33 protein-coding genes and 1 tRNA gene are annotated in these 26,607 nt (G+C 39.7%); 28 read left to right on the top strand and 6 right to left on the bottom strand.

What is annotated here, in order from left to right:
* Window positions 1-879, bottom strand: coding sequence for a LysR family transcriptional regulator (locus LMU01S_RS04980; protein WP_056958775.1), 879 nt, complete (start codon window positions 877-879; stop codon window positions 1-3).
* A gap of 123 nt (window positions 880-1,002) precedes the next feature.
* Here LMU01S_RS04980 and LMU01S_RS04975 point away from each other — a divergent pair, with 123 nt between their 5' ends.
* From LMU01S_RS04975 to LMU01S_RS04915, 12 genes are all read left to right on the top strand, one after another.
* Window positions 1,003-1,995 carry an alpha/beta hydrolase gene (locus LMU01S_RS04975; protein WP_056958773.1) on the top strand — a complete coding sequence of 331 codons (993 nt, stop codon included), beginning with the start codon at window positions 1,003-1,005 and terminating at the stop codon, window positions 1,993-1,995.
* 131 nt (window positions 1,996-2,126) lie between these two features.
* The gene (locus tag LMU01S_RS04970) at window positions 2,127-2,453 is read left to right on the top strand and encodes a DMT family transporter (protein ID WP_056958771.1); all 327 of its coding nucleotides are present in this window, start codon (window positions 2,127-2,129) and stop codon (window positions 2,451-2,453) included.
* Between the two features lie 2 nt (window positions 2,454-2,455).
* Window positions 2,456-2,767, top strand: a complete 312-nt coding sequence (locus LMU01S_RS04965) for a DMT family transporter (protein ID WP_056958769.1) — start codon at window positions 2,456-2,458, stop codon at window positions 2,765-2,767.
* 50 nt (window positions 2,768-2,817) lie between these two features.
* On the top strand, window positions 2,818-3,591 hold the full coding sequence (locus LMU01S_RS04960; protein ID WP_056958767.1) for a protein-ADP-ribose hydrolase: 774 nt from the start codon (window positions 2,818-2,820) through the stop codon (window positions 3,589-3,591).
* 338 nt (window positions 3,592-3,929) lie between these two features.
* Window positions 3,930-5,126, top strand: a complete 1,197-nt coding sequence (locus LMU01S_RS04955; RefSeq protein WP_056958765.1) for an MFS transporter — start codon at window positions 3,930-3,932, stop codon at window positions 5,124-5,126.
* A 71-nt stretch (window positions 5,127-5,197) separates the two neighbouring features.
* On the top strand, window positions 5,198-6,292 hold the full coding sequence (locus tag LMU01S_RS04950) for a DUF6508 domain-containing protein (protein ID WP_056958763.1): 1,095 nt from the start codon (window positions 5,198-5,200) through the stop codon (window positions 6,290-6,292).
* A 141-nt stretch (window positions 6,293-6,433) separates the two neighbouring features.
* Window positions 6,434-7,039, top strand: coding sequence for an NADPH-dependent FMN reductase (locus LMU01S_RS04945; protein WP_056958761.1), 606 nt, complete (start codon window positions 6,434-6,436; stop codon window positions 7,037-7,039).
* 24 nt (window positions 7,040-7,063) lie between these two features.
* Entirely contained in the window at window positions 7,064-8,278 is a 1,215-nt protein-coding gene (locus LMU01S_RS04940) for an NAD(P)H-dependent oxidoreductase (protein WP_056958759.1), read from the top strand.
* Between the two features lie 175 nt (window positions 8,279-8,453).
* Window positions 8,454-8,981, top strand: a complete 528-nt coding sequence (locus tag LMU01S_RS04935; protein WP_056958757.1) for an SA1002 family membrane protein — start codon at window positions 8,454-8,456, stop codon at window positions 8,979-8,981.
* A gap of 422 nt (window positions 8,982-9,403) precedes the next feature.
* The gene (locus LMU01S_RS04925) at window positions 9,404-10,555 is read left to right on the top strand and encodes a hypothetical protein (protein ID WP_056958753.1); all 1,152 of its coding nucleotides are present in this window, start codon (window positions 9,404-9,406) and stop codon (window positions 10,553-10,555) included.
* Between the two features lie 11 nt (window positions 10,556-10,566).
* Window positions 10,567-11,715, top strand: coding sequence for a M20/M25/M40 family metallo-hydrolase (locus tag LMU01S_RS04920; protein ID WP_056958751.1), 1,149 nt, complete (start codon window positions 10,567-10,569; stop codon window positions 11,713-11,715).
* Between the two features lie 93 nt (window positions 11,716-11,808).
* The gene (locus LMU01S_RS04915; protein ID WP_005922582.1) at window positions 11,809-12,075 is read left to right on the top strand and encodes a hypothetical protein; all 267 of its coding nucleotides are present in this window, start codon (window positions 11,809-11,811) and stop codon (window positions 12,073-12,075) included.
* Window positions 12,076-12,869: 794 nt separating this feature from the next.
* Here the strand turns inward: LMU01S_RS04915 and LMU01S_RS04910 are convergent.
* Window positions 12,870-13,256 carry an iron chaperone gene (locus LMU01S_RS04910; protein WP_056958749.1) on the bottom strand — a complete coding sequence of 129 codons (387 nt, stop codon included), beginning with the start codon at window positions 13,254-13,256 and terminating at the stop codon, window positions 12,870-12,872.
* A 67-nt stretch (window positions 13,257-13,323) separates the two neighbouring features.
* On the opposite strand from LMU01S_RS04910, the gene LMU01S_RS04905 reads away from it, so the two are divergent.
* From LMU01S_RS04905 to LMU01S_RS04900, 3 genes are read left to right on the top strand one after another with little or no spacing between them, the layout of a single operon-like run.
* Entirely contained in the window at window positions 13,324-13,749 is a 426-nt protein-coding gene (locus LMU01S_RS04905; protein ID WP_056958748.1) for an N-acetyltransferase, read from the top strand.
* Between the two features lie 3 nt (window positions 13,750-13,752).
* On the top strand, window positions 13,753-13,965 hold the full coding sequence (locus LMU01S_RS10685) for a hypothetical protein (protein ID WP_225354603.1): 213 nt from the start codon (window positions 13,753-13,755) through the stop codon (window positions 13,963-13,965).
* Between the two features lie 3 nt (window positions 13,966-13,968).
* Entirely contained in the window at window positions 13,969-14,490 is a 522-nt protein-coding gene (locus LMU01S_RS04900; RefSeq protein ID WP_225354604.1) for an ATP-grasp domain-containing protein, read from the top strand.
* Window positions 14,491-14,545: 55 nt separating this feature from the next.
* Here the strand turns inward: LMU01S_RS04900 and LMU01S_RS04895 are convergent, their stop codons facing one another.
* Window positions 14,546-15,193 carry a nitroreductase gene (locus tag LMU01S_RS04895; RefSeq protein WP_056958746.1) on the bottom strand — a complete coding sequence of 216 codons (648 nt, stop codon included), beginning with the start codon at window positions 15,191-15,193 and terminating at the stop codon, window positions 14,546-14,548.
* Window positions 15,194-15,373: 180 nt separating this feature from the next.
* Between LMU01S_RS04895 and asnA the strand changes: the two genes are divergently transcribed.
* The 8 genes from asnA to LMU01S_RS04855 all read left to right on the top strand — a co-directional run bounded on the left by asnA (window position 15,374) and on the right by LMU01S_RS04855 (window position 22,142).
* On the top strand, window positions 15,374-16,381 hold the full coding sequence (gene asnA / locus LMU01S_RS04890; protein WP_056958744.1) for an aspartate--ammonia ligase: 1,008 nt from the start codon (window positions 15,374-15,376) through the stop codon (window positions 16,379-16,381).
* A 59-nt stretch (window positions 16,382-16,440) separates the two neighbouring features.
* The gene (locus tag LMU01S_RS04885) at window positions 16,441-17,277 is read left to right on the top strand and encodes a DNA/RNA non-specific endonuclease (protein WP_056958742.1); all 837 of its coding nucleotides are present in this window, start codon (window positions 16,441-16,443) and stop codon (window positions 17,275-17,277) included.
* Window positions 17,278-17,589, top strand: a complete 312-nt coding sequence (locus LMU01S_RS04880) for a nucleoside triphosphate pyrophosphohydrolase family protein (protein ID WP_056958741.1) — start codon at window positions 17,278-17,280, stop codon at window positions 17,587-17,589.
* A 223-nt stretch (window positions 17,590-17,812) separates the two neighbouring features.
* Complete coding sequence (locus LMU01S_RS04875; RefSeq protein ID WP_056958739.1) at window positions 17,813-18,688, top strand: CPBP family intramembrane glutamic endopeptidase; 876 nt, start codon at window positions 17,813-17,815, stop codon at window positions 18,686-18,688.
* Window positions 18,689-18,816: 128 nt separating this feature from the next.
* Window positions 18,817-19,713, top strand: coding sequence for an ABC transporter ATP-binding protein (locus LMU01S_RS04870; protein ID WP_056958737.1), 897 nt, complete (start codon window positions 18,817-18,819; stop codon window positions 19,711-19,713).
* Window positions 19,691-20,413, top strand: coding sequence for an ABC transporter permease (locus LMU01S_RS04865; RefSeq protein ID WP_056958735.1), 723 nt, complete (start codon window positions 19,691-19,693; stop codon window positions 20,411-20,413). Before LMU01S_RS04870 ends, LMU01S_RS04865 begins: the two co-directional genes overlap by 23 nt.
* Window positions 20,414-20,415: 2 nt before the next feature.
* Window positions 20,416-21,537 (top strand): sensor histidine kinase, encoded by a 1,122-nt coding sequence (locus tag LMU01S_RS04860; protein ID WP_056958733.1) that lies wholly within the window; start codon window positions 20,416-20,418, stop codon window positions 21,535-21,537.
* Window positions 21,537-22,142, top strand: a complete 606-nt coding sequence (locus LMU01S_RS04855; RefSeq protein ID WP_056958731.1) for a response regulator transcription factor — start codon at window positions 21,537-21,539, stop codon at window positions 22,140-22,142. The genes LMU01S_RS04860 and LMU01S_RS04855 overlap by 1 nt, the downstream gene beginning before the upstream one ends.
* Window positions 22,143-22,232: 90 nt before the next feature.
* Here the strand turns inward: LMU01S_RS04855 and LMU01S_RS04850 are convergent, their stop codons facing one another.
* Complete coding sequence (locus LMU01S_RS04850; protein ID WP_056958729.1) at window positions 22,233-22,601, bottom strand: DUF4828 domain-containing protein; 369 nt, start codon at window positions 22,599-22,601, stop codon at window positions 22,233-22,235.
* A gap of 222 nt (window positions 22,602-22,823) precedes the next feature.
* On the opposite strand from LMU01S_RS04850, the gene LMU01S_RS04845 reads away from it, so the two are divergent.
* The 4 genes from LMU01S_RS04845 to LMU01S_RS04830 all read left to right on the top strand — a co-directional run bounded on the left by LMU01S_RS04845 (window position 22,824) and on the right by LMU01S_RS04830 (window position 25,723).
* Entirely contained in the window at window positions 22,824-23,834 is a 1,011-nt protein-coding gene (locus tag LMU01S_RS04845) for a Gfo/Idh/MocA family protein (RefSeq protein ID WP_056958727.1), read from the top strand.
* Between the two features lie 11 nt (window positions 23,835-23,845).
* Complete coding sequence (locus LMU01S_RS04840) at window positions 23,846-25,102, top strand: DEAD/DEAH box helicase (RefSeq protein WP_004049312.1); 1,257 nt, start codon at window positions 23,846-23,848, stop codon at window positions 25,100-25,102.
* 65 nt (window positions 25,103-25,167) lie between these two features.
* Window positions 25,168-25,581: a DUF3284 domain-containing protein gene (locus tag LMU01S_RS04835; RefSeq protein ID WP_004049310.1), complete on the top strand. Its 414-nt coding sequence runs from the start codon at window positions 25,168-25,170 to the stop codon at window positions 25,579-25,581.
* 68 nt (window positions 25,582-25,649) lie between these two features.
* Window positions 25,650-25,723: transfer RNA gene (locus LMU01S_RS04830), tRNA-Arg, on the top strand.
* Here LMU01S_RS04830 and LMU01S_RS10680 read toward each other — a convergent pair.
* Both LMU01S_RS10680 and LMU01S_RS10675 read right to left on the bottom strand, forming a co-directional pair.
* Window positions 25,705-25,923 carry a hypothetical protein gene (locus LMU01S_RS10680; protein WP_225354602.1) on the bottom strand — a complete coding sequence of 73 codons (219 nt, stop codon included), beginning with the start codon at window positions 25,921-25,923 and terminating at the stop codon, window positions 25,705-25,707. The two genes, LMU01S_RS04830 and LMU01S_RS10680, sit on opposite strands and share 19 nt — an antisense overlap.
* A complete protein-coding gene (locus LMU01S_RS10675; RefSeq protein WP_056958724.1) occupies window positions 25,893-26,210 on the bottom strand; it encodes a site-specific integrase in 318 nt (105 codons plus the stop codon). Before LMU01S_RS10675 ends, LMU01S_RS10680 begins: the two co-directional genes overlap by 31 nt.
* Window positions 26,211-26,323: 113 nt before the next feature.
* Between LMU01S_RS10675 and LMU01S_RS04820 the strand changes: the two genes are divergently transcribed.
* Window positions 26,324-26,548 (top strand): hypothetical protein, encoded by a 225-nt coding sequence (locus LMU01S_RS04820; protein ID WP_056958722.1) that lies wholly within the window; start codon window positions 26,324-26,326, stop codon window positions 26,546-26,548.
* The last annotated feature ends 59 nt before the right edge of the window (window positions 26,549-26,607 follow it).

Genomic DNA, 26,607 nt, shown 5'->3' with positions numbered 1-26,607 from the left:
TTATTGAGCTAGTTTTTCTTTGAGTTTATCTAATAGCAATTTGGCAGCGGGAGAGAAGACTTGGTGTTTGTTCCAGATAAGATACATGTTAGAGGTCAGATTTGGTTCAAGTGGGCGAAAACAAAGCTCGTTGTCACTACTAGTGTCGATCAGGTCATCAAATGTCAAAGCATAGCCTAGACCTTCACGCACTAAAAGTGAGGCGTTATAGATCAAGTTTGAGGTTGCAACGATATTTAATTCATCAACTTTTTCACCAAAGAACTTAGGATAGTCTGCTTCCATCCCTTGGCGTGACACGATCAAGGGCAGATCGACTAACTCAGCGACTGTGATGACTGCATGCTGTGCTAACGGGCTATCTTTAGGCATGAGCACGCCCCAAGTATCGTGATGGGGGAGTTTGAGATAATTGTACTTTTGCAGATCAACTTCTTGGACGATCACGGCAAAGTCTAACAAGCCCCGCTCTAAGCGCAAGGCGATATCACTACTATCACCACTGTATAAATGGTAGCGTAAGCCTGGATAAGTGCTCTGCAACTCTTTGAATTGGCGTGCTAGATATTGCATGCCGATCGATTCAGCACAACCAAGATGAATATCGCCCCCGATCACATCATCTAGATCTTGGAATTCTTGCGTTGTTTTATCAACTAAAGCAACGATATTTTCAGCGCGCTTTTGTAAGAGTAGCCCCGCTTCAGTCAAGCGAATGCTGTAGTTGGTTCGGGTAAAGAGCTTTTGTCCTAGCTCAGCTTCCAGTTGTTTGAGCTGCTTTGATAGTGTTGGTTGTGAAATGTGCAATTTTTTAGCTGCATTAGTGATACTTTTTTCGCGTGCAACGGCTAAAAAATACTTTAAGACACGAATTTCCATCGATTGGGCCTCCAGAATAGTTATTCGATTTTAGAATGATAAATTATAGAAAATAAGTATTAGCTATATTATAAATTATCTTTATAATAAATACTAAAGAAAATATTTGAGAGGGGTAGTAACATGGAAGAATTAACTTTAACAACAAAATGGGATAAAACGTTTGCACCCAGCCCTAAGGTAAAACACCAAAAAGTGACGTTTCACAATCGCTACGGTATCACCTTAGCAGCTGATATGTATTTGCCTAAAGCTGCAACTGGTAAACTACCTGCACTTGCGATCGCGGGACCATTTGGAGCCGTTAAAGAACAAGCTTCTGGGCTATATGCGCAAACTTTGGCTGCGGCTGGCTTTTTAACGCTTGCTTTTGATCCGTCATTTACGGGTGAAAGTGGTGGTTTTCCTCGTAATGTGGCTTCGCCTGATATCAATACAGAAGATTTTCAAGCAGCGATCGATTATTTATCTAATTTAGAGCTAGCTGATTCAGAAAAACTCGGGATCGTCGGGATCTGTGGTTGGGGTGGTATGGCTTTGAATGCTGCTGCCCTTGATACACGGATCAAAGCGACTGTGACGGCAACGATGTATGATATGTCACGGATCAACGCTAATGGCTACTTTGATGCTGAAGATTCTCAGGTAGCACGTCAAGCTAAAAAGGTTGCCTTAAACAAGCAACGCACCCGCGATTATGCTAATACTGACTATGCTAGAGCTGGCGGGGTGGTCGATCCCTTACCCGCTGATGCTCCTCAGTTTGTCGCTGATTATTATGATTATTATAAAACTAAGCGTGGTTACCATGAGCGGTCTTTGAATTCAAATGATGGTTGGAATGTGACTGGATGTATGTCGTTTATCAACCAACCACTTCTTAAATACAGTAATGAGATCGAAAATGCAGTCTTGATGATCCACGGTAAAGCGGCACATTCATGTTATTTTAGTGAAGATGCTTACGCTAAGATGGTGGAAGGTGCGGTTTGCCCTGATAATAAGGAATTGTATTTGATCTCTGGAGCTGATCATACAGATCTTTATGATGGTGGCAAAGATAAAGGCATTCCATTTGCTAAGATCGTGGACTTTTTCCACCAATATTTGAAATAAATTTTGAATTGACAGTTGAATATAACTCTGATAGCATAATTTATACCTTACATCGGAGGATTACTATAAGTGTAGTTGGATAAGTTGGATCTTGTCTAGCTATGCTTTTTTATTTGAAAGGATGAAACGATTTGAATAAAAATTGGTTACTGTTGATCTTAGGGGGATTGCTGGAGATCGTTTGGGCGTTGACGTTGAAGCTTTCGAATAGTTTTACGGTCCAGCCTTATGGGATCATCACGCTCGTTTTTATTATTTTAAGTTTTTACTTATTTTCCCTAGCTATGAAAAATTTACCTGCTGGGATCGCTTATTCGGCTTATTGTGGGATCGGTGCAGTTGGCTCGGTCTTATTTGGCTGGATCTTTTTAGGTGAAGCTTTGAGTTTGGGCCAAGGGATCTGTGTTTGCTTGATGATCAGTGGGTTGATCGGATTAAAATATTTGGGGGATGAGTAACGATGGACATTATCTATTTGATCGGTGCAGGGTTAGCCGAAGTCGGCTTGGTTTTTTGTATGAAACGAGCAAGTGGTTTTAAACAGCTGTTTTGGACAGTGGGAACATTATTTTTTGCGACGGTAAGTTTGACGGGACTTTCATTTGCGATGAAAACACTGGATGCTGGAGTAGCCTACAGTATTTGGGTCTCATTTGGTAGCATCGGGGCTTTGGTTGTGGGAAGCCTTGTTTATGGCGAAAAATTAAATACTAAACAAATAATCTGTGTTATTTTGATCATCGTGGCCGTTATCGGCTTAAAAGTATTTTAAAGGCTAAAGGTGATATATACTATATATAGATAAGAATGGGGGTATCACTGATGGACCAAGCTAAACGGCGACTTTATCTGATCCAAAGCTTATTAAATGAAAATCCACGAACAGCCAAATTTAAGATCCCAAAGACACAAGCAGAACAAGAAAAAATGCTAAGAGCATTATTCAATACACGCTTAGCGCGCCCGATCACACCTGAATTTGAGCAGATCCAAGATGCATATTTGACTGAAGTATTGGCTCAAAAGAAAATAACGACTCTTAAAGATCTAACGCCGCTTTCTGACAATATCTATCTTTGGCAAGGGGACCTCACGACACTTAAAGTCGATGCGATCGTCAATGCTGCGAATAAAACGATGCTAGGGTGTTACCGCCCGAACTGTAATTGCCTCGATAATGCGATCCATACTTTTGCAGGGGTCCAACTACGAAATGAATGTTATCAAGTCATGCAAAAGGTCGGTCGCTTTGTGAAAGTCGCTCAAGTCTTACCGACTAAGGCATATAATTTGCCCAGCAAATATGTTTTCCATGTGGCAGGACCGTACGTTAAAAATAAGACCTTGACCCCAGAATACGAAGAACAGTTAGCGCAAGCATATTATAATTGTTTAAAGCTGGCACATGATAATAATTTAAAAAGTTTAGCTTTTTGTTGCATCTCTACGGGTGAATTTGGCTTTCCAAATGAGCGTGCCGCTCAGATCGCAAGTAAGACGGTCAAAGATTTTTTGCGTCAAACTGACTCTAAGCTCAAGGTCATTTTTAATGTTTTTAAAGACCTAGATCTAGAGATATATCAAAGAATATTGTGATGTGGATGTAGGGCTGAGTAGATCTCGGCCTTTTTTAATGGTCTAATTGTATCCGGTTACATAAAGAGAGTGTTTTACTAGACGAAAACCTCCTTTTAAAGATAGAATAAAGGTGTACAAATAAAAGTTGATTTGGGTGAAAAACAGCGAAGTGTCCACTTTATTGTGGTTTTATCATAAGCAAAAACTTCTTGAAAGATAATTTTTTGTTGTTATAGTGCTCAAAAATGATAGCGCTATCAAAATAACTGAAGGCGAGGTGGTCTAGGCCAAGTAGACACCCAGACTTATTTGTTGTTAGCTGCATCGGTCAATCAAAGAATGGTAGGGGATCTTAAATGAAAGAAGTCAGTCAAAAAACGGGTATTTTGATGTTTTTCACCCTGTTTGCAGCATATGTTACATTTGCTGCTAGTTGGGTCGGTGGTTCCAATCTTGGACCACAGATCATTCAAACTTATTTTGGACATGAAGTTTCACCGGTGTTGAGTCAAGTGGTCAACTATACGATCACGATCGCTCGGGTAGTCGCTAATTTCTTAGCTGCTTTATTTTTGATGAAGCTTGGGATCAAGCGCGCTGGTCAATTTGCCTTATTCTTATTATCATTTTCAATGGTCGCGATCTGGATGCCCAATTATTGGCTCTACGTTATTGCGCGGATGATCATGGCGCTTGGTGGGTCAATGATCATGGTCTACATGAATCCGATCGTGGTCCGCTTTGTTTCACGGGAACAAAAGATCTTTTATTCGTCATTTATCACCGCATCTTATAATATCGGGGCCTTTATCATGGCGATCGCGTTTGTCTTTTTTGCCGATAAAATGACACATAATTGGCGTTTGACGTTGAGTTGTGTGGCAGCCTTTAGCATTTTCTTCTTTATTGTTTGGTTATTGAAAGCACAAAATTTTGAGACCTCAGGTGGATCTGAAGTTAAAAATGATTACAGTTATGGAAAAGCAGTCAAAGATCCGTTTGTTTGGAAATTTGCCTTGGGTTTTGGTGCTTTCTTATTCTTATATGTAATGACTTTGACCAGTTTACCGCCAACATTGGCAAATGCTTATAGTAATTTTAAACCAGGTGCGATGATCTGTGCAGTTTCTGGCGGTGGCATGGTCGGAACCCTATTGATGCTAAAGATCAAGGTCGAACGAAAACGGCGTCCGATCCTATTAGTTTTAGGTAGTGCAGCGATCTTAGCCATTGCCGGTGCGATCTTTTTAGCGGGTATCTCACCATTAGTGGCATATACGCTATTATTTATCAGTGGGATCTTCTTATTCTCACAATATCCGATCTATTTAAACATTCCACATGAATTGCCAAATATGAACCCCCAAAAGTCGACCTTGCTCTTTGGTGTGATCTGGGCTTTGACCTATGGCTTTTACACGATCCTAAATGTTATCTGGAGCATGATCTTGGGTGCAGGTGGCTTGCTATCTGCCAATATTTTCTATATTATTGTGTCAATGATATATCTGGTGGCAATTATCTTATTGCCAGAAACTTATCGCAAGAAGTGATCAGATACTTGCTCAAAGATCATGGCAGGCACTCTTGCCATGGTCTTTTTTTGTATAGAGAGGTGATCTAAATGTGTAAAGAAGTCAAATTATTGCTAGCATGGAAAGATAAATTGGCTACAGGGCCGTGGGGTGAGTGGTGCTATCGTCCAGGGAATTTACCCTATGTCAAATATTCTCAAACTGTTGAGGACTTTATCAGAGAAGTCGAATTATTCGTATACGACCAACCCCAGCTCAATTTAGAAAATTATCAATTGATCTTATCTCAAGCGCAGGTAGATGTTGAAACTGTAACGGAGCTATCAAATTTATCTTTGCAAGTGTTGTTGGCAGCTTTAGTGCGGATCATTAAGCGTGAAGAGTTTAGTGAGGGCTATATTTTGCGTTTTTTACAAAATCGGCTGATCGTGGATATTTTAGTTGAGCTAGCGCAAAAACTTGGCTCGACGACGGAGAAAAAATACATGTTTTGTCAGGTCGAATTTATACCTGATGCACCACTCTATACGTATCTATGCGATGATGAGACCATTAAAGAAGGTGATGAAGTCGTTGTTCCAGTGGGACCCGCTGAAGAGATGCACATCGTTAAAGTTAAGAAGATCATCTATGCAACCGCAGCTAATGCACCTTACCCATTTGAACGTTGTAAAAAGGTCATTGAAAAGTTGGAGACAAGAAGTGATCTGTCAGCCGTCGAGAAGGATATCTTTACGGTGACTTCACAAAGTGTCGATGCCTTAGATACTTTGATCGGTACATTTAGACTTAAAAAAGATGACAGATCGTTAGCTATCGAATGTCTAGAGGCGTGTTTTTCCAAAACAAATGAAAATCAACGGGGAACTTTGATCATTAAAGCGGCACGCCCCGATGTATATTTAACTGATCCAGGGGTATACCTTTGCTTGGACAATACGCCGAAAGTTCATATGCTAGAAAAGATCACGCAAAGTTTAGGTGGGATAGGAAATGAGTGGCAAAAGATCGAGTTGCGAAGTGTCAATGACCTTGAGATGCAGTTAGAAGAGGCACCTGAGCTAGCTAAGGTCGAGTTAAAGTTTGCGTCTAGTCATGATGTTTCGGCCATCTTGATCGATTACTTTATCACGGCTGATGGGATCACAGTTTACTTTAGTGAATGGGAGAAAAATAATGAATAGATAAGAATCGATCAGTTCGCTAATTATTTTGAAGTAAAAAGTTAAATATACTTTCTACTAGGGTTTTGAATACGGTATAATTAAGCTGAGAGATTAAGATGATCAAACTATATATAACTAGTGGAAAGCGAGGATGACACAGTGAAACTTATTGGAATCGTTGGTACGAACTCAGCCGAGTCGACTAATCGTAAATTATTACAATATATGCAAAGTCATTTGGCGGATAAAGCTGAGATCGAATTGGTCGAGGTAAAAGATATCCCAGTTTTCAACAAGCCGGCTGACAAGAAAGTCCCTGAAAAGGTGACTGAGATCGCTACTAAGATCGAGGCAGCAGAAGGAGTGATCATTGCTACACCAGAATATGATCATTCTATCCCGGCGGCTTTGATGAATGCTTTAGCTTGGCTTTCATATGGGATCTCACCTTTATTGAATAAACCAGTTATGATCACGGGGGCTTCATACGGTAAGTTGGGCTCTTCACGTGCGCAAGCGCAATTGCGTCAAATTTTAGATGCCCCTGAATTAAAGGCCAGTGTAATGCCTGGGTCAGAATTTCTCTTGGCGCATTCGTTACAGGCTTTTGATGAAGCTGGGAATTTGATCGATCTAGAGACCGTTCAAAAATTAGACGCACTCTTTGATGATTTCCGGGTTTTTGTTAAAATTACAGCTAAACTTTCAAATGCACATGAGTTATTGCATCAGGAAGCTGAAAATTTTGATTGGGAAAATCTTTAATTTACGAGGAAGGGGTATTTAACAATGAAATTTGTTGGCATCGTTGGCTCTAGTGCAGAACAATCATATAATCGTTTATTGTTGGAATATATTAGAAAACAATTCAAATCAAAATTTGAACTGGAGATCTTGGAGATCGATGAAGTTCCAATGTTCAATCAAGATGATAATTGGGCAGACAGCTTCCAATTACGCCTTTTGAACAATAAGATCACACGTGCAGATGGGGTCATTATCGCTACACCAGAACATAATCATACGATCACGGCAGCGTTGAAGAGTGTTTTAGAATGGTTGTCTTATCAAGTTCATCCGTTTGAAAGTAAACCTGTGATGATCGTTGGGACTTCTTATTATGACCAAGGAACTTCGCGTGCTCAAACCCATTTGCGTGAGATCTTAGATGCACCCGGGGTCAATGCGTATACATTACCCGGGAATGAATTTTTGTTAGAAAAAGCTAAAGAAGCATTTGATGATGAAGGAAACATCATTAGTCAAGATACAGTCAACTTTTTAGAGACGTGTTTAGATAATTTTATCAAATACGTTGAAGTGGTCAGTTCGTTAAAAAAACCAAAACCGATCGCACCCGAAGATCTAGATGCTAACCATCCGATCAAAACAACGGTAACTGAAGTTGATCCCGATGATCCCGAATGGGTCGAAAAAGTAGCGAAGATCACAGGGGCGGTTTCAGGCGATACTTATGTCAAGCTCGACCATGGGATCTTAACTGTCGATCAGATCAATATGTTCTTGAAATCGATGCCGTTTGAATTGACTTATGCAGACGATAATAATCAGTTCTTATACTACAATAATGCGCATCAAGATCCAGAGACCATGTTAGCTAAACGGATACCAGCTCAATCTGGTAGCCGGTTATCGACGGTGCATAATTCATTGCCACCGGCGCGGATGAAAAATGTTGAATGGGTCGTAGGGACTTTACGCAACGGAAATCAGGAGTTTGTGCGTACGATCGTTCCGGGTTCACCAGAAAATGTGGTCAATACGCACCATTATCAGGCAATGTATTATCCAGATGGTTCCTATGCCGGGATCAATGAACTAGTCTTTAATTTCAAGCCATGGCTAGATTGGTATTTGAAAGAAACAGGGCAACATTTGGTCGGCGGCAAGATGGGTATGATGCCTGATGTCAACACAGGTGCTTCTGAAACACCAAGTGCTGAAATGACACCTGATGCTAATACCGGCGCATCGGAACATTAAAATAAATATTTGAGAGGCTGTTTGTCCAATATAGTTATGATGTCATAATGCGCATTCAAGCTATACAGTAGAGATAAAGCCTAGTGAATAACGAGGAACTCGCTGTGATGATACATCATAGTCGGTCCCTCGTTATTCGTATAGTCTCTCTTTTGATTTGGGAAAGGAATTTTAAATGATATTTTTAGCTTTGGCGATCTTGATCATCTTTTCGGGCTTTTTAGCGGGTCTAGGAAAACAAAAAGCTTTAAAGATAAGCAAGGCTTTCTTCTTTGTTGGGATCGAGACGTTATTAGGTTGTCTTTTGTTTGAGTTGTTGACGTTAGTGTTTTTTATGTTACCGCTTGAAAAAATGTTGTCAGATGGGGCGGGGAGCATCTTTTCAATGATCTTAGTGATCGCGATCATAAATGGGATCATTTTGTACTGGTTAAATCGGTTTTTGAATGTAAAATTCAAGATATCATCGCAAGTTCAAGTACTGAGTGAGTATATGATCCAATGGGGCTTGATCTATGTAACTGTTTATCAAGTTATGTTCGATAATTTTTTGAGTGTTTTAAAGAGTGAACATTTTAAAGCCAGTGATATCAGTGCCTTGAATCTAACTGATCCAACTGATCTGATCATTTTAGTCTTGCCCGCATTGATCTCTGTTTGGATCGCATTAGTTTTATCGCGTTTAAAAAATGACACTTTATGAAATATGGGATGCTAAGAAAAATATTTTTTATTTACATAAATGTGTGTGTAAAATTTTTCTTTGCTAAAGATCCTTTTAGGAATAAGGCGAGATTTTTAAAGCCGTTAAAAATCCCAAAAAATAGGTGCTTGACATTTATTTTTACTAAAACTATAATTCAGACAATTATTACAGGAAAGGAGTCAATACTATGAATCTGCGTTATGAACAAACTAGTTGGCAAGTCTGGTACATTTCTTGATCGCATCTCGTGGTATTCACAGGTACGATCTATTTGGGCTTTCTCAAGATGTACCTGTGCTGACTCTGATAAATAGTGACCGCACAGATCTGATATAGGCTGTGCGGTCTTTTTGTATCTGAATATATCACAGGTATCTAAATTGAGAAACGATATTTACATAGAGTTTGGAGGGATTTAGATGTCTGTAGTTTTAGATCTAACGGCCGTTTTGGTCATGTATGCTTTTAGTGAGTTGATCGCACAAAAGACTCATGCGATCATCGATACGGTTTTAACAGTCTCAGTGTTATCGTTGATAGGATTTTGGTTAGGTATCCTGCCCAAAGATATGTTTGTTGTCAGTGGGATCGATACTTTTGGGATGGCGATCGTGGGCTTGATGTTGACATCATTGGGAACAACGATCGATCTTGGTGAATTGAAACGCCAATCTAAAGTGGTCATGATCGCGATTACCTGTGCTATCGGTGCTAGTGTTTTGATAATTTTAGTTGCACTTTTGTTGGGACATAAGAATTATGGGATCATTGGAGCCCCGATATATGCTGGAGGAAATGCAGCAACTTTAGTTTTATTGAACGCGCTTAAAAGTCATCACATGCAAACTTTAACGACTTATGCTTTAGCCGTGCTGACTTTTCAAAATTTTGTCGGGATTCCGATCGCGACCTATGCTTTACGCAAAGAGGCGCAACGTTTTTTGGAGAGAGGTGTATTCGAATCTAAAGCTGAAACAAAAGTTAAAACAACTGGTAAATTCTTGCAACAGCTACCAACAACTCCAGTCATGTGTCTAGCTAAATTAGGCTTGGTCGCTTCGCTTAGCTATGGGGCAAGTTTAGTTGTTCACGGCAAGATAAATTACTTAGTGATCTGTTTTATCTTCGGGATCATATTTTATCAGCTAGGTTTTTTGGAAAAAGGGAGTTTGGAAAAAACAGCTTCAAGTGGACTGATAACATTTTTAGTGACCGTAGTTATTCTAGATAGTTTGGCTAATACGAGTCCCCAGCAAGTGCTGATCGTTATCGGACCTTTATTGATCTGTCTAGCGATCGGTACGGTCGGTGTGATCTTGACAGCGTTATTGATCAGTCGCTTCAGTCAAGTTTCGTTTGAGATGGCGGTCGCTTTGGGGTTGACGTGTACCTTTGGCTTTCCGACAACGATGATCATGTCACAAGAAGTCGCAGCTAGTTTAGGTAAGACATCCGCTGAACAAAATGCTTTAGAAAACTATTTTTTGCCTAAGATGTTGACCGCAGGATTGGTAACAGTAACGTTGATCTCAGTCTTTTTTGCAGGTTTTGCGATCAATTATTTACATTAGGAGATGGTATTATGAGAAATATCCAGCAATATTTAGTGTCACAGCGAGCAGAAATGATCGCTTTAACTGAAAAATTAGTTAATATCGACAGTCCCTCAACTCATCTAGCAGGGATCAAACAAGTGGCAACGGTCTTGAGTGAAAAAATGCAGTCTTTAGGGATGCAGATCCGCCAGATCGATCAAGGAAAGCCAGGAATGGTCTTGGTTGGTGAGTTAGCTGGCGTTAAGGATCAAGCGCCTGTGATCTTAAGTGGTCATCTAGATACTGTCTTTCCAGTGGGAACAGCCACAGCACGGCCCTTTAAGGTAGTCGGCGATAAAATGCTGGGCCCGGGAGTCTATGATATGAAAGCCGGCTTGGTCATTGGATTATTTGCTATCCAAGCGTTACAACGAGTTTCTTTGCTAAAACGCCCGCTAAAAATGATCATTGTAAGTGATGAAGAAAAATTACATTTTGATTCACGCGCAGCTGCGATCATGGCACAAGAAGTTACAGGGGGTGCATATGGTTTGAATTTGGAAGGTGCTGCTAAGTGTACCCAGATCAGCACTCACCAGCGTGGCGGGATGATCATTGATATCACGGTGCATGGTAAAGCAGCTCATTCGGGGATAGAACCGCAAAAGGGGCGCAGTGCGATCCTAGAGTTAGCTGATAAGCTCCCTAAATTGGCTGCCTTGACCGACATGACCCAGGGGATCCATGTCAACTGTGGGATGATCAGTGGTGGGATAAGTGAAAACATTATTCCTGACAGAGCTAAGGTCAGTCTAGGTGTTAGGTTCAAAACTGAAAAACAAAGAAAGGAGCTGTTGGCAAAGATCATTCAGCTCACCCAAGAACATCTTGTTTTAGATACCACGACTGAAGTTACGGTCAGAACTAAGATCGACAGTATGGAAGAAACAAAACAGGTAAAGCAGCTTTTTGCTGATCTCAAACAGACAGCCCAGCGAGTAAATTTGCTCACGCTAGAAGCAGTAGGTGATAGCGGAGCCTCGGATGCAGGCATTATGGTGACAAATGGCGTTCCTTGTTTAGATGGTGTAGGCGTTGTCGGTGATGGAGCGCACACAGACCAAGAGTTTGCTAAAGTCAGTTCAATGATCGAACGGGCTAGTTTGCTAGCTGAATTTATCATGGAACAAGAGTAGGTAAAGTGATCTATTGTGTAAAAGACAAAAAAGTTGTGTTTACCTAACACATCCTGTATATTTTTAAGTAAAGAAGGAAAAGGAGGTGCTGGGATGGACATGTTATTTATCGTTTTACACGTGCTCTTTGGTTTGGGTTCATTTGCAGGCTCATTGATGCTAGCAGTTGGCTTCAAAGACAAATTCAATGAACTCAACACATTGCAAAAATCTGGTATCTTATTGACGATCATCAGTTTGTTTGCAACGATCGCAGTTACGATGGTCTCTAAAGGCAACATGATCGCTGCAATTATTTTTATCGCATTAGGTGCCGTAGCTTGCGGTTACTTGGCATTTGCTAAGACAAAAGAGGCGTAATCATAATTGAATAACTAACTTTCCCTCTTGGCTCATTTGATCAGCAAGAGGGTTTTTGTTGATCAAAAAGCTTGTCAAAAGAGATAAAGGGTGTATAATGATAATACTAAAGTTCTTTGAAAACAAGATCATATCGAACTTAGTGCAGAGAAGTTGAACGCTTTGCTAAGATATCTCGGAGGTTAAGCCCTCGTAGTTTGCTAGTTGGGATACTGGCTAGTGACTATCAAAGTGGTGGTGACATCATGGCGTTTTGTAAAAGCAAAAGAGGCCAAGAGGTATGCAAATGTAGCCCAGAATTAACGTACTGAACTTTTCCACATGATAATAGACGCTCAGTGAGAAGAAGCCAATATTGCTGTTATTCAGGGATGGATACAGTTTACATTGGTAATATCCAACCAAGTGTGTTGCTGTGAATGTTAGAAATAACAGTATAAGAAAAGAAGCAGGTACATCGCTCAAGGCGGCAGTTATCATACAAATATATGAAAATGCTGAATGTTCGAGTTGATGTTGGAAGTTGAAATACTTGCCACGGTCGAGGAATGCATAAGAAAGTAGTGAGTCGCTCTCACTGCTCAGCTCTTATGAACCGTTGACGGAACAAATTCGCAAGCCACAGGCGTAGAGAGAAATACTCCGATATGATCTTGTTTTGAGAGAACTTTAGTTAAAAAGTGTGGGCCAATACAGGCAAGCGCTGGATGAATAGCAAGGGACCTAGCATGATGTGTGTGCATCGAGCTAGGTCCCTTGTTTGATAGCAGTATTAATGAGATTTACGGTATTTTTTATTCGCCAACTTTACGTTTATCCCAAAAACTAGTAACGTTTTGTTTGTCTGCTAGCGTATAATTGATGAGCGCACGCAGTAAGTCGTATGGGATATCTTGGCCAAATTGGAGCTGGAAAGTCTTTTTGCCATGTTTGAGCTTTAGGTCTTTGATCTGTGGTAAAAAGTGCTCAAAAGTACGCATTTCAGGTGCCACAGTAAAATGCTTGGTAGCCACACTAAAGCCGATGATAAAAGTTCCATGATGGGTGAACATTGGCTGATTCCATTTGTATTCTGGCTTTAATTCAGGAAAGTCAGTCGTTAGCCAGTTGATAAAGTCGCCAAAGCTCAAACGGTTATCTGGATCATCGATACGTTGTATATATTCATGGATCTGTTCCATTATTAAGTCCTCACTTTTTTGTTGTGTGCAATTATTGTATCATGGTATGGAAGGGAATGGTTAGTTTATGATCAGAAAATTTAAAACGGATGATTTAGAACAAGTCATGGAGCTTTGGCTGGCTACAAATATTTCAGCCCATGATTTTATTCCGGCTAAATATTGGCAGGACAACTATGCATTAGTTAAAGAAATGTTGCTTCAAGCTGAAATCTGGGTCTATGAAGAGGGAAATGAGCTTCTAGGCTTTATCGGACTGCAAGCTGATCACATTGCGGGGATCTTTGTGGCTGACAAGGCACAAGGTAAAGGTATCGGAAGCAAGCTGTTAGCTAAAGCCAAACAACAAAAACAGCAGTTGAGCTTAGCTGTCTATGCTAAAAATGAGCGTGCACTAAATTTCTATCGGCGCGCAGATTTTGTCGTGGTAAAGGAACAGCTGGATGAGGCGACCGGTCAAGTAGAGTATCAGATGGAATGGAAAGCGAGATAAAAAATGAAAGTTTATGTTCAATTGGGGAGAAATAAATTACCATATAGCATAAATGCGTATCAAGCACTTAAGGGATTTGAGCAGTTAGGTTTTGAGATCGAATTATTCTCGAAGCTAAGTGAACTTGATCCAACTCAAATTGAGCAACAAGATATTTTTGTCGGAGGAATAGGTACGATCCGCCAAAGATTACACCAGTTAGGAATCGCATATTAGGAAATAAATTATCCTAAGATCGTTCAAGAATATTTAGGTCGAAAAATTTGGTACTCACATATCGATTACATTAATACTCATCCTGAAATGTGGCCGGTATTTGTTAAGCCGGTTGAAGGGAAAAAATTCACGGGCAAAGTTATTCGTACACCAAAAGATTTGATCGGCCTAGGATCATCGTTTGAAAATGCTACGGTTATTTGTAGTGAAGTGGTCGATATCGTAGCCGAATGGCGAGTATATGTGCGCTACGGTGATATCCTAGGAGTCAAACAATATTATGGTGATTGGGAACAGCATCTTGATCCCGAGATTGTTAAAAATTGTATTGCAACGTATGAAGTTGAGGCACCAGCTGGCTATGGGATTGATTTCGGAGTCACTAAAGCAGGTAAGACTATCTTGATCGAGATCAATGAAGGGTACTCCTTAGCAGCATATGGGCTCTCTGATTTGAGCTATGCCAAGCTACTAGCTGCACGTTGGGCTGAGATGACAGGAACGGTCGATGAATGTAATTTTTAAGATCATAGAAAAAAAGTGACCGTCCTTTTCTATAATGGGAAAGGACGGGTCACTTTTAATCTTTAAAGGTAGCAACTTGTTCTAAGGTAAGCTTATTAGGACTAAAACTATTTAAAGGTGCAGTTGAGGCATAACCTAAAGCCACTCCAACGGCTAAAGTTTCACTGCTAGATATCTCCATGATCTCTTTGACAAGAGTAGGAAATTTGACTAATTCATAAGCAGTGATCGAAGCAAGTCCTTGAGCGGTAGCGCTTAAGACTAATGTTTGGGTAAAAGCACCGATATCATGGACTGACCAAAGGGATAAGTTTTTTGGTAGCGTGATATAGATGAGTGCTTGGGCATTGAAGAGATCAGCTTGACTTTTACGAAAATCAACTTCACCAGGTTGGAAACGTTGCTTAAATTCGGTCGTCCAAGCGGCCATGTTTGCTTGTGAACGTTGATCCCACTTATCTCGACTTAAAACAGGATATTCTGGTTGGCCGAGATCACCTTGGTTGACTGCTTCACGGTGTTTTTCTTTGATCAAAGCTAAAGTTTTCCCCGTGGCAACATAGACACGCCAAGGCTGGGAATTGACCCAAGATGGTGTCGTTAGAGCATCTTGGATGACCTGATCAAGCTGTGATCTAGGGATAACTTGATCAGTAAAAGCGCGAGTCGAGTGCCTTTTTTGAACGAGTGTAGTAAAATCCATCACGATCATCCTTTCATTTATAAACTACGGTAAGTATAACATTTTGCTGAAAACGTCACCATTGAAAACGTTTGGAAGTAGTTAAATCAAAAAATAAGGTACGAAATTCAAAAAATAAAGATTGCAATCTAATTATTTTAAGGTAAAATTAAACTAACTAACTGAGAAAGGATGACATTTATGGATCTTATTATTCCAAAAGATTATGATCCCAAGCTTGATGTCAAAAAGACACAAGAAGCGATCCGTTATATTCGGGAGACCTTCCAAGATGAATTTGGCAAAGAGCTTGGCTTATCACGTGTTTCAGCACCAATGTATGTAGAAAAGAGTTCGGGGTTGAATGATAATTTGAATGGGTATGAAACACCTGTATCTTTTACGATGGAGAGTATCCCAAATGATACCATTGAAGTCGTCCATTCTTTAGCTAAATGGAAACGAATGGCTCTAAAACAGTATGGCTTCAAGCTACATGAAGGGCTATATACTAACATGAACGCGATCCGAAAAGATGAAACGTTGGATAACTACCATTCAAGCTATGTTGATCAATGGGATTGGGAAAAGATCATCACTAAAGATGAACGCAATGTTACGACCCTTGAAGATACGGTCAGACGGATCTTCAAAGTGATCAAGCATATGGAAAATGAAGTCTGGTATAAATACCCTGAAGCGGTCAATAAATTGCCTGATGATATCTTCTTTATCACTACTCAAGAATTAGAAGATATGTATCCTAAACTCACTCCCGAAGAACGGGAAGATAAGATCTGTCAAGAACACGGCGCGGTCTTTTTGATGCAGATCGGTGGTACCTTGAAGAGTGGAGAAAAGCATGATGGACGTGCTCCTGATTATGATGATTGGAGTTTGAATGGTGATATCTTATTTTGGTATGAACCACTCAACTGTCGCTTAGAACTTTCAAGTATGGGGATCCGCGTTGACGAGGACTCGATGTTAGCCCAATTAGCAGCAGCTGATGCCCTTGATCGTAAGCAATTACCCTACCATCAAATGATCTTGAATAAGGAATTGCCATACACGATCGGTGGCGGGATCGGACAATCGCGCTTGTGTATGTTGTTATTAGGTAAAGCGCATGTTGGTGAAGTCCAAGCAAGTATTTGGCCTAAAGAAATGATCGAAAAGTGTCGCGCACATAATATCAACATTTTATAATAATCGAACAAACAGAGACCAATGGATGATTCTGTTGGTCTTTTTTTACGGAGGACATTATGAAGTTTAAAAAAATATTGACAGGATTTGCGGCAGCCTTAATGCTCAGTGGCGCGATCGGGGCACCAGTAACGGCAAAAGCAACGACTCATTTTGGTGGCTGGCGCACACATCAAAAAAATAGCTCGAGTGGCTCAGGTGAATTAAAAAAGAGTACTCCATCACAACAATTAGCTCAAACAGTTTTGACACCTGATGTTGTTAAACAACTTGGCGGACAACAAAACCTAAAATGGAACAATAGTGGAGCTTTTATCGTCAATAATAATAAGACGAATTTAAAGGCTAAAGTCTCTAGTGCACCGTATGCAACTAATGAAGTTGATAATTTGAAACGTCCCACAGTAGCCAATGCTCTTTTAAATAAGACGACTAGACAATATAAAAATCGCCATCAAACAAATAATGGGGCGACTAAATGGAAACCCCAAGGCTTTAAACAATTGACTAATTTGAGTGGCGCCTATAATCATGCTTATGATCGTGGGCATTTATTGGGATATGCTTTAGTGGGAAATATTCGTGGATTTGATGCCAGCGAGAGCAATCCCAAAAATATTGCGACTCAAACTGCTTGGGCTAATGAGGCTAATGCAAGCTATTCGACTGGTCAAAATTATTATGAAAGTTTAGTTCGTAAAGCTTTAGATAGAAATAAAACAGTTCGTTATCGGGTGACCAATATCTATAGTGGTAATAATTTAGTACCATCAGGCGCTCATTTAGAAGCTAAAGCAAGTGATGGCTCGTTGGAGTATAATGTTTTTATCCCTAATGTTCAAAAAGGGTTAAAGATCGACTATGCTACTGGAAATGCAACAAAGGAGAATAACTGAGTGGATCTAAATGAAGTAAGTGCACGTTCACATGCGATCCGGCAAAAGTATCATGCGCTAGAAGAAAAGCATCATGGCTCACGGTGGTCAATTGAAGAAGATGCCTTAGCTTTTCTAACAGATGCCGCTTTAGTGGGGCGCTTAACGATGGATCAACAAGGACGTTGGCCTAAGACAAGTAACGATGAATTAGACCAAAAAATCGGGGAATCTGTTTGGTGGCTAGCGGTTTTAGCTGAACGAACTGGTCTGAGTTTGGAAGAATGTGTAGAAAAATTCTTAGATGAAAAAGAAGCTTGGTTAAATAAGTAAGCGTTAAAATGTAAGAAAATGTAGTCAGCGCGGGGTGTAAAACGAGGAACTCATTATGATGCAAAGCTTGTATCATAGTGAGTTCCTTGTTTTATTTTTGTCAGATGTGATTTTTGATATCGGTGTTTTGAACTTCAATGGTAGACTTCTGACATAACCGCATTTTACTAGCTTTTACTTATTTTTTGTGTTTTAATTTTTATGTAAAAAAGGACGTGAGTAAATGGATAAATTAAAACGGATCGGTAGAATTTTTTTATGGACACTTCTATTGATGATCGTATCATCGATCCCAATGGGACTGATCATGATTTTTACTGGGTTATTGATGGCGGCTTTCTCAGGTGATCTAGGTGATATCTTTTCGCCACTGGCCCTAGGACTTGGATTGATCGGTGAGATAATTGTTGTCTTCATCTTGAAACAAGAGTATAAAGGTGATCCAAAGCAGTTACATCAGATCATGCCATTTGATAAAAAAGGCTCGTTCTTGCGCTATGCGACTGGATATGTTCTCGGACTAGCATTTTTTGCCTTGATCTGGGGGATCGCGGTCTTGGGTAAAGCATTTAGTGTGAGTGTCATCTGGCAAAATTCAAATTGGACAGTATTATTAGCCTTTTTGCTAGGTTTTGGGATGCAAGGGATGACTGAAGAAGTGATCTTTCGGGGCTATTTACAAGGAAGATTGGAAAAAGAAGTTTCAAAACGTTGGGCGATCCTCATCTCGGCTTTGGCATTTGCCCTTGCTCACTTAGGAAATAGTGGGATCGGGATCAATGCGCTCATTGGTTTGACGCTCTTTGGGATCTTGATGAGCTTGTTTCGGACCTATACCGGTGATCTTTGGTTAGCAGGTGCGTTTCATAGTGCTTGGAACTTTGCCGAAGGACCGATATTTGGTACCCCAGTTTCAGGGATCAATGGTACAAGTGTGATCCTAGAGTCGCACCCAGTTTCTGGGTACGCGATGTTAAACGGTGGTACATTTGGGATCGAGTCCAGCTATTTGGTCTTTGTGGGCCTCTTTGTTTTAGTGATCCTGACCTATTATTTAGGCCAAAATTATGCTAAACCAAGCAATCGAATAAATTGTTAAACTAACAGTCATCTAAGGGACGACTGTTTTTTTGTGACAATTGTCATGAGATGTCATGACAGTTGGTTCTAGGGACAAGAGTAGCTTTCATTTAAAATGAAATTATCTTGAGTATGGAAGTGAGACCAATGAAAAAAGTTATCGAAGTAGCTGGACTAACTAAAACTTATGTCCAAAAACCAGTCCTAAAGCAATTGAACTTTTCAGTTGATCGGGGGGAGATCGTAGCCCTTTTGGGAAAAAATGGTGCTGGGAAATCCACTCTGTTAAATGTTTTGCTACAAATGATCACAAAGGATAGTGGAAAAGTCAAGATCTTAGGAAGTAAGCACTTAAAAACTGAGAAGATCGGTGTCATGTTACAAAACGATTTTTCATTAGAAAGAGTAACGGTCAAAGAGGTCATCAAACTTTGGCAAAGCTATTATCCTAATAGCAAAGATTACGCCGAGTTGTTACAGATCGCTGATCTAGCAGATAAACAAAACCAATTTTTGTCTAAACTTTCTGGTGGTCAAAGAAGACGTTTAAATTTTGCCTTATGCTTAGCTGGTGATCCTGAGTTGATCTTTTTAGATGAGCCAACAGTAGGGATGGATGTGGTGAGTCGGCAAAAATTTTGGCAACAGATCAAAAACTTGCAAGCATTAGGTAAGACCTTTTTGATCACAAGTCATTATTTAGAGGAATTACAAGGAGTCGCACAACGTTTTTTGATCTTAAAAGACGGAAAGTTGGCTTTTGATGGTACTTTACAACAGTTGCAACAAGGTCATCAGGTGGTGACGCTTAGTTTTGATAGTCGGTTGGATCAAAGTCTATTTGTTGAGCTACCGGGGATCTTAGCGGTCAAAGCTGATGCAGGGAGCTATACTTTAAAAACGACGCAGCTAAATGAATGTTTGCCACGCTTGATGCCATATTTACCAGCAATTGAAAACTTAAATATTGAACAAGGATCATTGAATGAGCTATTTTTCGAATTAACAGGAGGACGAGCCGATGATAAAGCAGGTCAAATTTAATTTTAAACGGATCATTTTAAGAAATCCCAGTTTCTTATTTTTTGACATCTTGATCCCAGTTATGTTTTACTTATTATTCACTAAGGTCATGTCTAGTAATGATCCAAGCTTTGAACGTGATTATTTAGTCTCGATGATGATCTATGCCAATTTACTGGGCTCAGTTTTAACAGTTGCTAATACACTGGTAACAGACTATACAAGTGGCTATGCTAAGTTGTTGCAAATTCTACCCTTGAAGCGCTGGCAGTATTACGTTTCTGTGGGAAGTTGCTTTTGGTTATTGAATGTTTTATGTGTTATTGCTTTAGGCGTGGCTGGCTGGATCTTCAATGGCATTGTTTTTTCGGCAAAACTATGGGCGATCTTAGTTTTGGTCATTCCGCTTTTGGCGACCCCCTTGATGTTGCTTGGTGTTTTGCTGGCAACAACGCGTAATGTAAATACCGTCAATGTTTTGGGAAATATTGTTTTTTTATTAGCGATCATTAGTGGGCTATGGTGGCCATTTGAGCTCTTGCCTCATTGGATCCAAGTGCTCGGTGGACATACCCCAGTCTATTATGTAGCTGAGATCGCACGCGAATTAGTTAACGGTGGGTCACTGACGCTAGGTTATTTTGGTGGTATCGTTATTTGGAGCGGGCTGTTGAGTAGCTTGATCTACTTAAGTGAAAAGTTGATGCGAAGGGTCCAATGAATATGAAAAAATTTTTACGTACACAGATTTTATTTCCACAATATTTAGGTCTTGCACCTTATTTTTGGCTGATCTTTATGTTACCTGCATTTAGTGTGATCACTGATATTCAAGGGATGGCTAAATATTTTTGGTTAGCTGTTATTGTAGTTTACATCAAGATCTACCGTGATTGTTTTATGACGGCTAAACACTTTAGTTTGCGGGTCAGTATACAACTAGTGATCGATATGACGTTTGCGTTTGTATTTAATTATATCTTTTTATTTGTTTTTACTTCATTTTTGATCGGTTCTTTTCCTGTCAGTAAAAAAGTGTTCAAGCGCTTACTATGGACATTTTATCTAGCTCTAGGGGTGAGTCTTTCATGGATATTGTATATAGTGTATACCGGTACAACGAAGATAGATATATTTGAGATCGCTTTGCTGATCTTATCGCCTGCACTGCCAGTGATAGCTTCCCGTTCTTTGGGTGAACAACAAGCAAAACGGCAAGCTTTACGTGAAGAAAATCAGCGCTTACGTTTATTAGCGACGGAACGTGATCGGATCGCTCAAGCACTTCATGATGATCTAGGACAAAGCTTTTCGCTGATAGCCCTTAAAGCAGAAGTAGCACAAAAATTTATGGAAAAAGATCTCGCGAAAACTAAGGAACAGTTAGAACAGATCGCAAATGAGTCGCGAAATGATCTTAAATTAGTTCGACAGATCGTACGTGATCTGAAAAATGAGACTTTGATCCAAGCCTTACATGAAGCAAGTGAAAAATTAAAGCAGGCCAAGATCGTTTTGTTAGTGGAAAATGAAACGAGCGCTATGAATTGGAAACAAGAGGTCCAACAGATATTTGCGAGAAATATAAATGAAGCCGTTACAAATGCTATCAGGCACAGTCAAGCTGATATTTTTACAGTGATATTTAATGAAGATGAGTACAATTATCAAGTAATCATAAAAGATAATGGGACCGGTTTTTCACTCAAAGAAAAACAAGATTCGTTTGGGATAATCGGGATGAAGCAACGGATCGAAAGAGTATCAGGGACTAGCTCTTTTGAAGCGAAAAATGGTACTCAGATAACGCTAACGATCCCTAAAAAGAAAGGAACTGAGAATTAATGGTCAGGATCTACCTTGCAGAAGATCAAGTCATGATCGCGCAAGCTTTACAAATGTTGCTCGAACTAGAAACTGATTTTGAAGTTGTCGGTATCGCCGCAGATGGAAAAGCGGCCTTAAATGGTATTTTAGATTCAAAACCAGATGTGGCATTACTAGATATTGAAATGCCAGGTCTGACCGGTTTAGAAGTCGCAGATCAATTGGCATTGCTAGAAAAATCGGTAAAAGTAATCATTTTAACGACATTTGCGCGTCAAAAATATTTTGAACAAGCAATCAAAGCGCAAGTCGCGGGATATTTATTAAAAGATTCACCTAGTGAGACTCTCATAAGTGCGATCAGAGCAGTTTTAGTAGGTCAAACTATCTATGAAAGTCGGTTAGTCCAAGGGATGTTTGCAGTTGAAACGCCGCCACTGACCAAGCGAGAACTAGAGATATTACAAGTGATGCGCTCAGCAACTACAACAAAGGAGATCGCCGAAAGGATGTTTTTATCCGAAGGAACAGTGCGCAATTATATCTCAGCGATCTTAAGTAAGACTGGGACGACTACGCGCTTAGAGGCGGTCATGTTGGCACAAAAGAATGGTTGGATCTAAAATGCGGTGAGGCCTAGTCAGGCTCACCGCATTTTGTTTACTCAAAATAAAAAGACTTCCTGTATTGAGGAAGTCTGGTTATAAGTGCTATTAACAAGGTGTGTCAGGATCAAGCTCATCAACTAGCTCATAGACACGGTTATCAGCTTCGTCATAGACGCTGATGGGTTTGCTATCAACGGCATCGATCCGCAGATGATAGCCGTAACCATCCAAAAAAATCAGTTCTTTAGCGGTGAGGGTCTGGATCTGTCCCGCAAGTTCGCGGTGGTCGATCAAAATACGCAAGTCAGTCGTGATCTCAAGACAATGAGTTCGATTACTTAATTCATCGATAAATTGCCAACTACCGGCGTAGATCAGTGGTAGAGACACCTGTGGTTGCTTGCTTTTCTTGTTAAAATTGATCACGTTACTGAATAAAGTCTGGCCTAAACTGATCAAGCCCTTGCGTTTCATTGCTTCAACCCCTCCAATTTTCTTATTGAGTATAATATACCACGATTTATACTGTAAAAATAGTAAAATACCAGTAATATTTGAAAATGAAATATAATAGAAATTTTGTCATACTTTTGGAATATTTTTAGCTTAAAAATTTGGGACAAATCAGCTCTTAGTACGCTAATATTTCGAAGTCTGTTATAATAAATACGAATGAAAAAATGAAAGGGGTTACTTATTATGAAACTCGGGATCATTGGTACTAATTGGATCACTAAGCAATTTGTTGAAGCCGCAGAAGCTACAGGTGAGTTTACTTTAACCAGCGTATATTCAAGGAAAGTAGCCACAGCGCAAAAATTTGGTGCAGATTTCAAAAGTGTAACAGAATATTTTGATAATTTAAATGAATTTTTTGAACAAGGTACTTTTGAGGTGGTCTACATTGCATCGCCGAATAGTTTGCATTTTGAACAAACCTTACAAGCCTTAAACGCCAAGAAGCATGTGATCGTTGAAAAGCCTATGTGTTCTAACCCAGCAGAGCTCAAAGTCTTACAGAAATATTTGCATCATCATCCAGAACTTTATTGCTTTGAGGCAGCTAGACATTTTCACGAGCCAAATTTCCAAAGTGTCAAACAAGCAGTCAAAGAGCTACCTGTGATCCAAGGGGCTAATTTGACCTATAAAAAATATTCCTCGCGTTATGATCAATTTTTAGCGGGAGCAGAACCAAATGTCTTTTCACCTAAGTTTTCAGGTGGAGCTTTGCAAGATCTAGGGGTATATCTTGTCTATGATGCGATCAGTTGGTTTGGGATCCCCAAAGATGTCCATTATTATCCAGTAAAATTACGCAACGGGATCGATGGCTCTGGGACAGCCATTTTGAACTATTCGGGCTATGATGTAGTCTTAAATGTTGGTAAGACAGCCAATTCATATCTGCCTGGTGAAATTTACGGACTAAAAGAGACGATCGTGATGGATAATGCGGCTGAATTACAAAAAGTGGAATTGGTCGATGCCACAGGAAATGGTACAATGTTATCAGTGGATCCGGCTAAAAATCCAATGTTGGCTGAAGCAAAAGCTTTTGGAGAGGTTTTACGAGATACGGATTCACTGCAAAATAAGCAGTTACAGCAGGAGTGGTTAGCCGTAGCCGTTGAAGTAAATCATGTCTTGTATAAATTACGTCAAAGTGCAGGACTTGCTTTTCCGGCTGATGAGGTCGACTACTGAGAAAGGTAAGTATGAATCCAAAATTTGAGAATTATTTTAAAGAACAAGGCTTTGAAGCCCTAACACCGATCCAAGCGGAAGTTGCACCATTACTAGCGCAGGAGAAGAGTGTGTTGGGATTGGCTCCAACTGGTTCGGGTAAGACTTTAGCCTACGCTTTGCCATTGTTAGAACAACTTTTACCTAAGGATGGTACGCAATTATTGATCTTAGCTCCATCGCAAGAGTTGGCAGCCCAGTTGACTAATGTGATCCGCCCATGGGCTAAGTTACTTGAGCTAAATGTCTTATCTTTGATAGGTGGTGCAAATGTCAAACGCCAGATCGAAAAATTAAAAAAGCGACCTGAAGTTGTGATCGGGACACCAGGCCGATTATTGAACCTGATCAATGATAAGAAATTAAAATTGCATAAACTAGAGGCGATCGTGATCGATGAGGCAGATGAATTGTTGGGTGAAGCTGAAACACTAGCTGATTGCCGTGAGATCATCACACATGCGCCTAGAACGGCAGCTGTTTCGTTTTTTTCAGCCACTAAAGCTCCGATCTTATCGGAATTACATCGCTGGTTTGGGATCGAACCAACTGTGATCGATGTTCGCCAAGTTGATCATACTCGAGGTCAAGTGGAGCATTATTTGTTAGAAGTTCCACAAAGAAAGCGCGTCGATGCTTTACGTAGGTTGGCACAGTTAGATGATTTTTGCGCTCTAGTCTTTTTCAAACAAACCGCTGAATTAAATGATGCATACGAAAAGTTAAAACATGCACATGTTAACGTTGCACGTTTGCATAGTGAACAGCGTCAAGTTGAACGGGAACAAGCTTTACGTCAATTGCGGAAAAGAGAAGTTGCGTTGTTATTGACCACAGATGTAGCGGCTAGAGGATTAGATATTCCAGGGCTACCTGCTGTCGTGAACTATGATCTGCCTAAAAATGTCAATACGTATATTCATCGAGTTGGACGTACGGGGCGAATGGGTGCTGATGGGACCGTCATTAATATCGGTAATGAACGCGATCTGCGGATGTTTAAGCAATTGGTCAAAGAAAAGGGCTATGAACTAGAGCCAGTCTATCTTTATCAACGTCAACTAGTTACAGATCAAAATGAGTTAGCTGAGTTAAAGAAACAAGCGCCCAGTCGACCAGTTCGTAAAAAGCCAAATAAACCAGTAACTCAAGCTGAATCTGCTAAGAAAAAGCGGAAAAAGAACCGTAAACGTGATCAAAAAAATAAAGGAAAACGTAAGAAAAGTTAGATAACTGGTGCAAAGAAGATAAAGTGATATACTGAGAGTAAAGCTAGCAGAAAGAGGAAGAGCAGATGGAAATTTCAATGAATTTGAATGTTTCAGCCGAATACTTATTTCAGCGTTTGTTGGATACGCTCCTGTATGATATCAAGCAAGAAACAGGACGCGAATTGACTGTGGCTGAGTTATCTGATTTAAGCTATGCTACTAAGTTAGATCATCAGACCAAAGCTCAACTCAAGGTCATCAAGTTGATCCCAGATCGCAGTTATCATTTGCAGATCGAAACAGATCATTATGTGAAAAAAGAAGCTTATGAATTGACACCGTTAGCTAAAGATCAAGTTAAAGTTGATTATCGTGAAGAAAGTTTGGTCAAAAAGCAGACTTCTAAACTACAAATTAAGATCTTTTCACCTTTAGCTGAGTGGATCAGGCGGCATAATTTCATGAAATTACTGAAAGAGATCGAGGTCGGTTACTAGGATCATTGACTTTAGAAGTAATTCTTCCTATAATGGAATAGTCGTTTTTAATGACTATTCTATTTTTTGCGCTTGTAGCTCAGCAGGATAGAGCAACCGCCTCCTAAGCGGTAGGTCATCGGTTCAATTCCGATCAAGCGCATTGCAATACCTTATAAAATAAGGGCTAATAGGCTTTTTGTTCTCTTTTTTTGTAGAAAAATTATTTAACAAATCTTCAATATGATCATCTGATTTAGCTTTAAATTCATCGATCAAGTAAGAATATTTTCTAGTAGTTGTCGTTAAGTCTGCATGACCTAATCTTTTACTTATCGCATATACATCAACGCCATAATACAAAAGTAGCGCAACATGCGAGTGTCTAAGACTGTGAAAATAATGGAAATACCTGCTTGTTTTAGAACTTTACGTAAAACTTTATTGACCGCACCAGAGCCAGGAACTGAACCAAATACACTATCAAAAACTTGCTTAGTATTATTTGGCTTAAGCTCGCTTAAAATGTTTAACAGATCATCATTGACTCGGATAATTCTATTAGATGATTCAGTCTTAGCTTTTTTGAAGCGTTTATTGTTGAAGTCCCATGATTTATTTATATTTATTGTTTTCCAATATGTAGCCATATTCTTAACTCCGTATTTGTGTAATAATTAAAACTGACGGAAAAAGAAATCGAAGATACAAAATTGCTTATCAAAAATTATGCTAAAGATTTTAAAGATTTGAGGGATGGCAGATGAAAGCTTTAGATGTTTATTATTTGGACTTTAAGGATGTCACTTGTGTTACTGTACCTAGTTTAAAATTTAAAGTAGGACAAAAGATCAAAGATAGTCAAGGCGACATTTTTGAAATAAAGAGTTTATCCACATTTAGTGGGCTAAAAGCTAGAAAAGATGTTGTGAATCTTATTGTTCAAGGAAAATTTGAAGGCGATACTGTAAATTTAGTAGAGTTATAAAATAGTAATATTTTAAATAAAGCTTAAGCATCGGGAAAACGATGCTTTTTTGTTACCTG

Source organism: Ligilactobacillus murinus DSM 20452 = NBRC 14221, assembly GCF_001591685.1.
Classification (GTDB): Bacteria; Bacillota; Bacilli; order Lactobacillales; family Lactobacillaceae; genus Ligilactobacillus; species Ligilactobacillus murinus.
This window is presented reverse-complemented; position numbering and strand designations above follow the sequence as displayed.